This is a genomic window from Limnohabitans sp. 2KL-51 (genome assembly GCF_003063645.1).
In the GTDB taxonomy this organism is placed as follows: Bacteria; Pseudomonadota; Gammaproteobacteria; order Burkholderiales; family Burkholderiaceae_C; genus Limnohabitans_A.
In genome coordinates, this window is the sequence record NZ_NESJ01000036.1 from 1 (window position 1) to 11,683 (window position 11,683).

Sequence of the window (11,683 nt, forward strand, 5' to 3'; positions counted from 1 at the left end):
CGTACTTTGATAGGTTGGGAGTGCCAAGGCTGTCATGACCTCAAGCTCTCGAACCGCCGGGTGCGGACCCGCATGCCCGGTGGTGTGGCAGGGGTGGCTGCAATAATTGCGGCCCCCCTATGCCGATGGCCTCTAAATGACCAAGCATTCCAACCACAGCAATGGGTGCGCGCTCACACGCTCAGTCTTTCAAGCAAACCTTGCAGGGCTGCCTCGACAGTTTGCCTTCTGATGGACTGGCGATCGCCATCAAAGTACTTGAGTTCGGCAGACGTTTTACCGCCAATACACCAAGCAATCCAAACGGAGCCCACTGGTTTACCTGGGCTGCCTCCCGTTGGTCCTGCAACACCCGTCACAGCCACAGCAGCTGCAGCTTTGGAGCGGTACACAGCGCCCAGGGCCATGGCCAGTGCGACGGGTTCGCTGACAGCGCCGTTCAACTGAATCAACTCAGGCGAGACACCCAACATGTGCGCTTTCGCTTCGTTGGAATAGGACACAAACCCACGGTCAAACCAAGCACTTGAACCAGACAAATCGGTACATTCAGCCGAAATCAGCCCACCCGTGCAACTCTCGGCTGTTGCCAACATCCATTGCCGCGCAGTCAGTTGCAGGGCAACAAGCTCAACCAATTTTTGCATCACCAGATCCTCCACAAAGCAATCACCAGCAGGGTGCAAAAAGCGGCGACCAGGTCGTCCCAAAGGATGCCCCAGCCACCGCGCCAGCCAAAACCTTTGAACAATCGATCGGCCCAAGCGACAGGACCTGGTTTGACCGCATCAAAAAAACGGAACAACACAAAGGCGGCCAATTGAGTGGCAAAACCACTGGGGGCGAGCATAAAAAGGATAAGCCACATGGCCACGATTTCGTCCCAGACAATGGCGCCGGGGTCACTGATGCCCATGCGACGGGCGGTCACGGTGCAAGCCCACCAACCCATAAGGACAGCACACGCAATGATCAAAGCTTGGCTTGAAATGCTGAACTGTTGTTGAATCAGCAGCCAGGACGCCCATCCCCACAAACTGCCCACTGTGCCGGGTGCTTTGGGCGAGAGTCCTGAGCCGAAACCCAGGGCGATCGCGTGTGCAGGGTGCGACAGCATGAAGGCTGCATTGGCACGCACGGGAGGATGCGGTGAATGGGTCAAGACGGCACTCATCAGGCAAAGTGGTCAAAAGAAAACAGCGCGCGGGTGACCGCTAGACCGTTCGCGTCGCGCAAAATCAAACCACGTTCTGCGGTGATGCGTCCGATGCGCGTGACACGCGTGCCCGTCATCTCGGCGGCAAGCTGCACTTCTCGTGCTTTTGAAGGCGGGGCCGTAAAAACCAGCTCGTAATCGTCACCACCTGAAAAAACACAATTGAGGGCGAGATCTTCAGGGCAGTGCCACAGTGCGTTGGTTGCCATCAGACGCCTGGCAAGGGACACATCGATCTCGGCCCCTACATGGCTTGATCGGAGGATGTGTCCCAAGTCGCCAACCAAACCGTCGCTGATGTCGGCCATGGCGGTGGCCAGGCCACGCAAGGCTTGGCCAAGCGCTACGCGAGGAACCGGGCATTCCAATCGATGACGGGCAGCCAAAAAAACCGATTCGTGCAGGCTGATTGCGCCACGAAAAGCTTCGAGGGCCAAACGTGCATCGCCTAAAAATCCACTGACATACACATCGTCATCCACTTGGGCATGGCTACGCAAAATCACTTGCCCATGCGGCACATCGCCCATGACCGTGATGGCGATGTTCAGCGGACCCTGGGTGGTGTCTCCGCCAATCAGTTCGCAAGCATGGGCATCTGCCAGATCAAACAATCCTTGGGTAAAGCTGGACAGCCAATCTTCGTCAACCCGTGGCAATGAAAGGGACAGCAAAAAAGCCTGGGGTGTCGCACCACACGCAGCCAAGTCGCTCAAGTTAACGGCCAGTGACTTGTGGCCCAAATGAACGGGGTTGACCGTGCTCAAAAAATGGCGGCCTTCGACCAGCATGTCGGCTGACAAGGCCAACTGATGGCCCTCGCGCGGGGTCCAAACCGCACAATCATCACCCACGCCAACGTTGGCTTGGCGTGGTGGGCGCTTGAAAAAGCGTTCAATCAGGTCAAATTCACCCATGGCACAGAGCTTAACCGCAAGGCAAGCGGCAGGATCGAGACAGGATCAATGCAGCGTGCGTCCGGCGGATGAGCTGCCCGAGGCATCCAGCACAAACTTGGCAATGGGTGCATCAAAACGTTGGTCATCTTCAGAGACAAAAAAATAGCTGCCGTGCATGGTGCCGCTGGCAGCACGCAAACGGCAGCCGCTGGTGTACTGGAAAGCCTCACCGGGTCGCAGCAGCGGTTGTTGCCCTACCACCCCCAAACCCTTGACCTCGTCGATATGGCCCTTTTCGTCCTGGATGATCCAGTGCCGGGATATCAGCTGTACCGGGGTCTTGCCTGTGTTGGTCACCGTCACGGTGTATGTAAAAGCATAAACATCCTGCAAGGGGTTGCTTTGGTCGGCCACGTACTGGGGCAACACATCAATATGAACTTGGTGAGCAGACATGCGTGCATGTTAACTGCGACAATTCGAGCATGACAAGTCGCTACAAAATTGCCCCTTCCATTCTCTCGGCTGATTTTTCATGTCTGGGTGCAGAAGTCAAAAGCGTCATCGACGCCGGTGCCGACTGGATCCATTTCGACGTGATGGACAACCATTACGTGCCCAACCTCACCTTCGGCCCCATGATTTGCCAAGCGCTCAAGCCGCATGCCAAAACGGCTGCTGGCGTAGCAGTGCCGATCGATGTGCACTTGATGATTTCGCCTGTCGACGCACTGGCCGCTTCTTTTGCCGAGGCGGGTGCCGACCTCATCAGCTTTCACCCGGATGCCAGCGCCCATGTGCACCGCAGCATCCAGGCCATCAAGTCCAAGGGCGTCAAGGCCGGTCTGGTGTTCAACCCGGCCGAGCCTTTGGACGTGCTGGAGTGGACCATCGACGAAATCGACCTGATCCTTATCATGAGCGTCAACCCGGGCTTTGGTGGCCAAAGCTTCATCGATTCGGCCTTGCGCAAGGTGGAGCTGGCGCGTCAGTGGATCGAGCGCAGCGGCCGCGACATTCGCCTAGAAGTGGATGGGGGCATCAAGGCCGACAACATTCGCCGTGTGGCCGATGCCGGGGCAGACACCTTTGTGGCGGGCAGTGCCATTTTTGGCAAACCGGATTACAAAGCCGTGATCGACCAGATGCGCGTCGCTTTGTCCTGAAGCGAGGTCAGTCCCTATGCAAGAACTGAAGCAGATTGACGCGGTCATTTTTGACCTGGACGGCACCCTGGTACACACCTTGGGTGATTTTCAGGTGGCATTGCACCGCACCATGGCCGATCTGGACTTGCCGCCGATGCCTGACGCGCTCATCGCACAAACCATTGGCAAAGGCTCCGAGCACCTGATCCGCACCTTGCTGGCGCATCAAATCAACCGACCCGAGGTCAAAGGCGTGGGCCAGGCTTGCCCGGCCCTGTCGGTGGACGCCCTGTTCGGCCGCGCATGGCAGCGCTACCAGCACCACTATCTGGACATCAATGGCCAGTTTGCCGATGTCTACCCCGGCGCTCGGGACGCATTGGAGGCTTTGGCCGCACAGGGCATGCCCATGGCCTGCCTGACCAACAAGCCCTTGGGATTTGCAACGGCCTTGCTGAAAGAAAAGTCACTGACACACTTCTTTGGCCCCGTGTTTGGTGGCGACAGTTTCGAGCGCAAAAAACCCGATCCCCTGCCCTTGCTCAAAACCTGTGAGGCACTGGGTACCAACGCCGCACGTACCTTGATGGTGGGGGATTCCAGCAACGATGCGCAGGCCGCCCACGCTGCGGGATGTCCGGTGGTGCTGGTCACGTACGGCTACAACCACGGTCAGCGGGTGCAAGACACGCCTGCGGCTGCCTGGTTGGACACGCTGGCCGACCTGCCAAAGTGCCTGTACACCCTCGACCAATGATGTGAGGCCCAGAAGGATGTATATCCTGTTAAAACCAACAGCTTGGCTTTGCTACACTCGACAAATCATGTTCATCATCCACATCCACTCCAGCGCAGCCAGCCTGCCGAGCCATTCCCCTGCGGAAGGCCGGGGAGCCTGGCCCTGGCGTCGGCCAGCCTGACCCCATCGACTGTGCGGCTTGCCCGCCACCCGCGCCCGGCTTCATGCGCACCATGACCGGGCACTTGGATGAATGAAAAGCACCTCGCACGAGGTCGCTGAGCGCTGAGGAGGCGCTAGCCTGTGATCACCGAACTTGAATTCAGAAGCCTGGCCAGCCAAGGCTACAACCGCATTCCTCTCATGCTGGAAGCCTTTGCGGACCTGGAAACCCCCTTGTCGCTTTACCTGAAGCTGGCCCACACCAAGGACAATGGCAAATACAGCTTTTTACTTGAATCGGTCGTGGGTGGCGAACGTTTTGGGCGCTACAGTTTCATCGGCCTGCCCGCACGCACCTTGTTGCGCGCCAGCGGTTTCGGCGCTGAAGCCAAGACCGAAGTGGTGCGCGACGGGACGGTGATCGAGACCACCGCGGGCAACCCACTCGACTTCATCGAGCAATACCAAAAGCGTTTCAAAGTGGCCTTGCGCCCGGGATTGCCACGTTTTTGTGGTGGTTTGGCGGGCTATTTTGGCTACGACGCTGTGCGTTACATCGAGAAAAAACTCGAAAAATCCTGCCCGCCCGATACCTTGGGCACACCCGACATCTTGCTGCTGCAGTGCGAAGAGTTGGCTGTTATTGACAACCTGTCGGGCAAGCTTTACCTGATTGTGTACGCCGACCCCGCCACGCCCGAGGCCTATGTGGCAGCCAAAAAACGCCTGCGCGATCTGAAAGAACAGCTCAAGTACTCGGTGAGCGCCCCGGTCGTCAAACCCACCCAGTCTTACCCGGCCGAGCGGGACTTTGCAAAGGCCGATTACATCGCTGCAGTAGAAAAAGCCAAGGAACTGATCGCGGGTGGCGACTTCATGCAGGTGCAGGTGGGGCAACGCATCAAGAAACGCTACACCGAAAGCCCGCTGTCCTTGTACCGGGCGCTGCGTTCGCTCAACCCCAGCCCTTACATGTATTTCTACAACTTCGGCGACTTCCATGTGGTCGGTGCCAGCCCCGAAATTTTGGTACGCCAGGAACAAACCGAAGAGGGCGCCAAAGTCATCATCCGCCCGTTGGCAGGCACACGCCCACGGGGGGCGACGCCCGAAAAGGACAAGGCCGCTGAGTTGGAACTGATCAACGACCCCAAAGAGCGGGCCGAGCATGTGATGCTGATTGACTTGGCGCGCAACGACATTGGCCGCATCGCCCAGATCGGTTCGGTCAAGGTTACCGAAGCCTTTGTGATCGAGCGCTACAGCCATGTCATGCACATCGTGAGCAACGTCGAAGGCGTGTTGAACGAGGGTATGAGCAACATGGATGTGCTCAAAGCCACCTTCCCAGCCGGTACTTTGACGGGTGCACCCAAAGTGCATGCGATGGAGCTGATCGACCAGTTCGAGCCCGTCAAGCGTGGCATTTATGGGGGAGCCTGTGGCTACATCAGTTACGCCGGGGACATGGACGTGGCCATTGCCATCCGTACCGCCGTCATCAAGGACCAGACGCTTTATGTTCAGGCGGCTGCGGGCGTGGTGGCCGACTCAGTGCCTGAGATGGAATGGCGCGAAACCGAACACAAGGCGCGCGCCTTGCTGCGCGCCAGCGAGTTGGTCGAAGAAGGCTTGGAGTGATCATGGCGAAAAAAATCAAACTCCTGATGGTCGACAACTACGACTCTTTCACCTTCAACATCGTGCAATATTTCGGTGAGCTGGGGGCAGACGTCGAGGTCTTTCGCAACGATGAAATCACGCTCGAACGCATTGCGGCCCGCCAGCCAGACCGTTTGGTGATTTCGCCAGGCCCGTGTTCGCCAGCCGAGGCGGGCATTTCGGTGGCTACCATCCAGCACTTTGCAGGCCAGCTGCCCATCTTGGGTGTGTGCCTAGGGCACCAAAGCATTGGCGCAGCCTTTGGCGGCAAGATCGTGCGGGCTCAAGAATTGATGCACGGTAAGACCAGTGTCATCACCACTACGCAAGAAGGCGTGTTCGCGGGCTTGCCCGAGCAGTTCACCGTCAACCGCTACCACTCCTTGGCCATTGAGCGGGCCACTTGCCCGCCCTGCCTTAAAGTCACGGCCTGGACGGATGACGGCGAGATCATGGGCGTGCGGCACACCGAGCTGGACATCGAAGGTGTGCAGTTCCACCCCGAATCCATCCTGACCGAGCACGGCCACGCCATGCTCAAAAACTTTCTGGAGCGACCATGATTGATTTACGCAGCGACACAGTCACGCAGCCCACCGCAGCGATGCGCGAAGCCATGTTGAGTGCACCCTTGGGTGACGATGTGTTTGGCGACGACCCCACGGTCAATGCCTTGCAGGAACACATCGCACAGATCACGGGCAAAGAAGCGGCGCTGTTCATGCCTTCGGGCACGCAGAGCAACCTGTGCGCCCTGATGGCGCATTGCGAGCGGGGTGACGAGTACATCGTCGGCCAAAACGCCCATACCTATCGCTACGAAGGCGGTGGCGCTGCCGTGCTGGGCAGTATTCAGCCGCAGCCCCTGGCGCAAAGCAAAGTAGGCGAAATGGCGCTGGCCGATATCGCTGCAGCCATCAAACCCATCGATTGCCACTTTGCCCGAACACGCTTGCTGGCGCTAGAAAACACTTGGAACGGTCACCCTATGTCGCAGGCCTATCTGGCGCAAGCCACAGGCTTGGCCCGGCAGCATGGCTTGGCCGTGCATCTGGACGGCGCACGGCTGTTCAATGCGGCCGTGGCACAGGCCGAAGGAGGATCGGTCACAGAGAGCGTGCGCCGCATCGTGGACCACTTCGACAGCGTGTCCGTGTGCTTCAGCAAGGGCTTGGGCTCGCCAGTGGGCTCGGCCTTTTGCGGCTCGCGTGAACTGATCGCCAAGGCACTGCGCTGGCGCAAGGTGCTGGGAGGTGGTTTGCGCCAGTCCGGCATTTTGGCCGCTGCGGCTTTGCACGCGCTGGAGCACCATGTGGACCGCTTGGCCGATGACCATGCGCTGGCGCAGCGGCTGGCTCAGGGCTTGCAAGGCGTGCCGGGTCTGAGTGTGCGTTCTGCGCAAACCAATATTGTGTTTGTGGATGTGGCCGATGGACGTGGCCCGGCCTTGCTCGAGGATCTGAAAGCCCAGGGCGTTTTGGCAACGGGCTTGATTGGATTGCGCTTTGTGACACACCTCGGGGTGGATGCTGCAGGCATCGACCACGCCATAGCCTGCATCCAGCGCTTTATGGCGAACACAGCTTCAAAGACAAGCCCGGCTTCCACCCGAGTAGGCGTTTACTGAAACCATGCCCGAAACGCAGCAAGTCCTGATGTTCATGATGGCCGGTGTGCTGCTCAACCTCACCCCCGGTCCAGACGTGCTCTACATCGTCAACCAGTCCTTGCGTGGCGGTGTGTGGCGTGGGTTGGTCGCCGCCTGGGGCATCACGGCGGGGTGTTTCGTGCATGTGGCTGCAGCCGCTTTGGGGCTGGGGGCCGTTTTGGCCACTTCGGCAGAGGCCTTCAACCTGGTCAAGTGGATCGGTGCCGCGTACCTAGTGTGGATGGGGGGGCGTCTGTTGTGGCGTACACGCCAAGTGGCTGGTGACGAAGTGGCCGCTCAGCCTGTGGTGGGCCAACCAAGCGATTCCCCTTCAATAGAAGCGAGCAGTTTGCTGGCCGTGTTCTTCGGAGCATTTGCTACCAATGCCTTGAACCCGAAAGTGGCGCTCTTTTTTCTGGCCTTTGTGCCGCAATTCATCCCAGCGCAAGCCCCTGACCCAGCCTGGTCTTTCGTGCTCTTGGGTTGCTTGTTCAATCTCAACAGTTTGCTGGTGTGCATGGGCTGGGCCTTGGCCGCCTCATGGCTGGCTCACCGGGCCCAAGGCATGCAGCGCGTCATGCACCAGATGGACCGGCTTGCCGGTTGGCTGTTTGTTGGCTTTGGTCTGAAGCTCGCTTTCACCGACGCGCCTTCGCATTGAATCTTTCTACGAAACCCATCATCCGAGAGGAAACCCACCATGCCCATCACCCCTCAGGAAGCGCTGCAACGCACCATCGAGCACCGCGAGATTTTTCACGACGAGATGCTCCACCTCATGCGCATGATCATGAATGGCGAGCTGTCGCCCGTCATGACGGCTGCGCTCATCACGGGCCTGCGCGTGAAGAAGGAAACCATTGGCGAGATCACAGCCGCTGCGCAAGTGATGCGCGAATTCTCAACCAAAGTGCATGTGGCCGATCCAACGCACTTGGTGGACATTGTGGGCACGGGGGGCGATGGGGCCCACACCTTCAACATCTCGACCTGCGCGATGTTTGTGGCCGCTGCCGCTGGGGCTAAAACCGCCAAGCACGGTGGGCGCAGCGTCAGCAGCAAATCCGGCAGCGCCGATGTGGTCGAGGCACTGGGCGGCAACATTCACCTGTCGCCCGAGCAGATCGCGCGTTCGATCGAAGAGGTGGGCATCGGCTTCATGTTCGCCCCCAACCACCACCCGGCCATGAAAAACGTGGCGCCGGTGCGCAAAGAGTTGGGTGTCCGCACGATGTTCAACATCCTCGGGCCCCTTACCAACCCGGCCAGCGCACCGAACATCTTGATGGGTGTGTTCCACTCCGACTTGGTGGGCATTCAGGTGCGTGCCCTGCAACGCTTGGGGGCAGAGCATGCGGTGGTGGTGTACGGGCGCGACGGCATGGACGAAATCAGCCTGGGCGCGGCCACCTTGGTGGGGGAGCTCAAAAACGGCCAGATCACCGAATACGAAATTCACCCCGAGGACTTTGGCTTGACCATGGCCAGCAACAGGGCCCTGCGAGTGGAAACACCCGAGCAATCCATGGCCATGCTGCGCGGTGTGCTGGACAATGAGCCCGGCGCAGCCCGTGACATCGTCATGATTAACGCGGGCGCAGCTTTGTACGCGGCCAATATAGCCAGCAGCATCGACGATGGCCTGGCGCGTGCGCGTTTGGCCATCGAGTCGGGTGCGGCCAAAGCCAAGCTGGCACAGTTTGTGGCCTTTGGCCAGAAGGCGTCTTGAGCCATTTCAAAAAACGGTGCCACCGAGCCCGCACAGAAAGAAAATCATGAGTGACATCTTGGATAAAATCGTCGCGGTCAAACGCGAAGAAGTGGCTGCGGCCCTGAAGCAAAAATCGCTGGCCGTGGTGCGCGCTGATGCCGAAAGCCGCGTGCTGACCCGTGACTTCGAAGGCGCGATGCGTGCCAAGATCGCCGCAGGCCAAGCGGCGGTGATCGCCGAAATCAAAAAAGCCAGCCCTTCAAAAGGTGTGCTGCGCGCCGACTTCATCCCGGCCGACATCGCCCAAAGCTATGCAGAGCATGGCGCAGCGTGTTTGTCTGTTTTAACGGACAAGCAGTTTTTTCAGGGCAGCGTGGATTTCCTGAAGCAAGCCCGTGCCAGCTGCGACCTGCCGGTGCTACGCAAGGATTTCATGATCGACACTTATCAGGTGTACGAAGCCCGGGCCATGGGGGCTGACGCCATCTTGCTCATTGCCGCCTGTCTGGACGATGCCCAAATGGCCGAAATGGAAGCCGTGGCCCGCAGCCTGGACATGGCCGTGTTGGTGGAAGTGCACGACAAAGCCGAACTGGAACGCGCCCTGAAGTTAAAAACGCGCCTGGTCGGCATCAACAACCGTAACTTGAAAACCTTCGAAGTGTCCCTGCAGACCACCCTGGACATGTTGCCCGATGTACCGGCCGACCGTTTGTTGGTCACCGAAAGCGGTATTCAAACCCCGGAAGATGTCTTGCGGATGCGCGAGGCGAAAGTCAATGCATTTTTGGTGGGCGAAGCTTTCATGCGTTCGAGCGAGCCCGGCGAGGCGCTGTCCAAACTATTTGCCTGATGTCCCACATGCTGGTTCAGCAGAGTCTGGCGTTGGAAGACGGGGCCTTGGTGGCCGATCGGTTGCTGGGCTGGCCCCCTGATCTTCAAAAACTGGATGAGGGGTGGCGGACGCATGTGGTCGAGTTTTTGGCCTCAGCGGTCGGGCAAGCCTTGTCCGCGCGCTTGACCGCTGACCTGAATTCAGGTTCCATCATTTATCCACCCGATCCTTTTCGGGCGCTGAGCTTGACCCCGCTGAGCCAGGTGCGTGTGGTGATTCTGGGTCAAGACCCTTACCACGGACCGGGTCAGGCAGAAGGATTGGCTTTTTCTGTGGCGTCTGGCGTGCGCTTGCCACCCAGTTTGCGCAATATTTTCAAGGAGTTACAGCAAAGTCTGGGTGTGACCATGCCCACAAACGGCTCACTGGTGCGCTGGGCAAGGCAAGGCGTCTTGCTGATGAACACTTGCTTGACAGTACAAGACGGGCAAGCGGCCAGCCATGCAAAGTGGGGTTGGGAGATTTTGAGCGATGAACTGGTCAAAACTGTCTCCCAAAGTTCTACGCCGGTGGTATTCATGTTGTGGGGTGCACAAGCTCAGGCCAAAAAGACGTTGATCGAACAAACCGCAAGCGCTGCCAAGCATTTGGTACTGTTGGCCAATCACCCCTCTCCCCTTTCGGCCTTGCGACGCCCTGTGCCTTTTTTGGGCTGCGATCATTTTGTTCAGGCCAATGCCTTTCTTGAGGAATACGGCGGAAAAGTCATCGACTGGTGAAAATTTTGTGGGCCGTCTTGCAGTACGTCACAAAAAGATGGCATAATGTAAGACTCGCTTCTGGAGGGGTGCCCGAGTGGCTAAAGGGGGCAGACTGTAAATCTGTTGGCTTACGCCTACACTGGTTCGAATCCAGTCTCCTCCACCAGCAAACTGGCTTAAGCCGGATTGAATTGAGCAATTGGAAATGGTTTCCAAGCATTGGCGCAGCATCCACTCGTGCGGCGCGATCAGTGCGGGAGTAGTTTAATGGTAGAACCTTAGCCTTCCAAGCTAATGACACGGGTTCGATTCCCGTTTCCCGCTCCATCGAACCGGTTGAGTCTGTCAGATGTTTTCGCCCTTGTGGCTCAGTGGTAGAGCACTCCCTTGGTAAGGGAGAGGTCGCGGGTCCGATTCCCGCCAAGGGCACCAGTTTTGGGGCGTACACCGTAAGTTGTGCGCCCTCTGTTTTGGTTGTTGACCGCTACTTTTCGGAGTCGAAGATATGGCAAAAGAGAAATTTGAACGGACCAAGCCCCACGTTAACGTGGGCACCATCGGTCACGTTGACCATGGCAAAACCACGTTGACAGCGGCCATCACGACCGTGTTGGCTGCCAAGTTCGGCGGTGCTGCCAAAGCGTACGACCAGATCGACGCGGCGCCCGAAGAAAAAGCCCGTGGTATCACGATCAACACTGCCCACGTTGAGTACGAGACGGCTAACCGCCACTATGCTCACGTGGACTGCCCTGGCCACGCTGACTATGTGAAAAACATGATCACGGGTGCTGCCCAGATGGACGGCGCTATTTTGGTGTGTTCCGCTGCTGACGGCCCTATGCCTCAGACCCGCGAGCACATCTTGTTGGCCCGCCAGGTGGGCGTGCCTTACATCATCG

14 protein-coding genes and 3 tRNA genes are annotated in these 11,683 nt (G+C 58.5%); 13 read left to right on the forward strand and 4 right to left on the reverse strand.

Annotation, left to right across the window (positions count from 1 at the left end):
• Nucleotides 1-173: 173 nt before the first annotated feature.
• From B9Z49_RS21020 to apaG, 4 genes are read right to left on the reverse strand one after another with little or no spacing between them, the layout of a single operon-like run.
• Nucleotides 174-647 (reverse strand): CinA family protein, encoded by a 474-nt coding sequence (locus B9Z49_RS21020; protein ID WP_108355400.1) that lies wholly within the window; start codon nt 645-647, stop codon nt 174-176.
• The gene (locus B9Z49_RS21025; RefSeq protein WP_108355401.1) at nt 647-1,174 is read right to left on the reverse strand and encodes a phosphatidylglycerophosphatase A; all 528 of its coding nucleotides are present in this window, start codon (nt 1,172-1,174) and stop codon (nt 647-649) included. Before B9Z49_RS21025 ends, B9Z49_RS21020 begins: the two co-directional genes overlap by 1 nt.
• Complete coding sequence (thiL, locus tag B9Z49_RS21030) at nt 1,174-2,133, reverse strand: thiamine-phosphate kinase (RefSeq protein ID WP_108355402.1); 960 nt, start codon at nt 2,131-2,133, stop codon at nt 1,174-1,176. The genes B9Z49_RS21025 and thiL overlap by 1 nt, the downstream gene beginning before the upstream one ends.
• A gap of 45 nt (nt 2,134-2,178) precedes the next feature.
• Nucleotides 2,179-2,571, reverse strand: coding sequence for a Co2+/Mg2+ efflux protein ApaG (apaG, locus tag B9Z49_RS21035; protein WP_108355403.1), 393 nt, complete (start codon nt 2,569-2,571; stop codon nt 2,179-2,181).
• 29 nt (nt 2,572-2,600) lie between these two features.
• On the opposite strand from apaG, the gene rpe reads away from it, so the two are divergent.
• The 13 genes from rpe to B9Z49_RS21100 form a co-directional block, all read left to right on the forward strand.
• Nucleotides 2,601-3,281: a ribulose-phosphate 3-epimerase gene (gene rpe / locus B9Z49_RS21040; RefSeq protein WP_108355404.1), complete on the forward strand. Its 681-nt coding sequence runs from the start codon at nt 2,601-2,603 to the stop codon at nt 3,279-3,281.
• Between the two features lie 16 nt (nt 3,282-3,297).
• A complete protein-coding gene (gene gph / locus B9Z49_RS21045; protein WP_108355405.1) occupies nt 3,298-4,020 on the forward strand; it encodes a phosphoglycolate phosphatase in 723 nt (240 codons plus the stop codon).
• A 285-nt stretch (nt 4,021-4,305) separates the two neighbouring features.
• The gene (trpE, locus tag B9Z49_RS21050) at nt 4,306-5,805 is read left to right on the forward strand and encodes an anthranilate synthase component I (RefSeq protein ID WP_108355406.1); all 1,500 of its coding nucleotides are present in this window, start codon (nt 4,306-4,308) and stop codon (nt 5,803-5,805) included.
• A gap of 2 nt (nt 5,806-5,807) precedes the next feature.
• Entirely contained in the window at nt 5,808-6,389 is a 582-nt protein-coding gene (locus B9Z49_RS21055; RefSeq protein WP_199225133.1) for an aminodeoxychorismate/anthranilate synthase component II, read from the forward strand.
• Nucleotides 6,386-7,453 (forward strand): low-specificity L-threonine aldolase, encoded by a 1,068-nt coding sequence (gene ltaE, locus B9Z49_RS21060; protein WP_108355408.1) that lies wholly within the window; start codon nt 6,386-6,388, stop codon nt 7,451-7,453. Before B9Z49_RS21055 ends, ltaE begins: the two co-directional genes overlap by 4 nt.
• 4 nt (nt 7,454-7,457) lie before the next feature.
• Nucleotides 7,458-8,135, forward strand: a complete 678-nt coding sequence (locus B9Z49_RS21065; RefSeq protein WP_108355409.1) for a LysE family translocator — start codon at nt 7,458-7,460, stop codon at nt 8,133-8,135.
• 39 nt (nt 8,136-8,174) lie between these two features.
• Nucleotides 8,175-9,203 carry an anthranilate phosphoribosyltransferase gene (gene trpD, locus B9Z49_RS21070; protein WP_108355410.1) on the forward strand — a complete coding sequence of 343 codons (1,029 nt, stop codon included), beginning with the start codon at nt 8,175-8,177 and terminating at the stop codon, nt 9,201-9,203.
• Nucleotides 9,204-9,249: 46 nt separating this feature from the next.
• Complete coding sequence (trpC, locus tag B9Z49_RS21075; RefSeq protein WP_108355412.1) at nt 9,250-10,038, forward strand: indole-3-glycerol phosphate synthase TrpC; 789 nt, start codon at nt 9,250-9,252, stop codon at nt 10,036-10,038.
• Nucleotides 10,038-10,799 carry a uracil-DNA glycosylase gene (locus B9Z49_RS21080; RefSeq protein ID WP_108355411.1) on the forward strand — a complete coding sequence of 254 codons (762 nt, stop codon included), beginning with the start codon at nt 10,038-10,040 and terminating at the stop codon, nt 10,797-10,799. Before trpC ends, B9Z49_RS21080 begins: the two co-directional genes overlap by 1 nt.
• 62 nt (nt 10,800-10,861) lie before the next feature.
• A tRNA-Tyr gene (locus tag B9Z49_RS21085) sits at nt 10,862-10,947 on the forward strand.
• An 87-nt stretch (nt 10,948-11,034) separates the two neighbouring features.
• Nucleotides 11,035-11,108: transfer RNA gene (locus B9Z49_RS21090), tRNA-Gly, on the forward strand.
• A 30-nt stretch (nt 11,109-11,138) separates the two neighbouring features.
• Nucleotides 11,139-11,213: transfer RNA gene (locus B9Z49_RS21095), tRNA-Thr, on the forward strand.
• A 73-nt stretch (nt 11,214-11,286) separates the two neighbouring features.
• The coding region (locus tag B9Z49_RS21100; protein ID WP_199225065.1) for a GTP-binding protein at nt 11,287-11,683 on the forward strand (397 nt) is incomplete at its 3' end.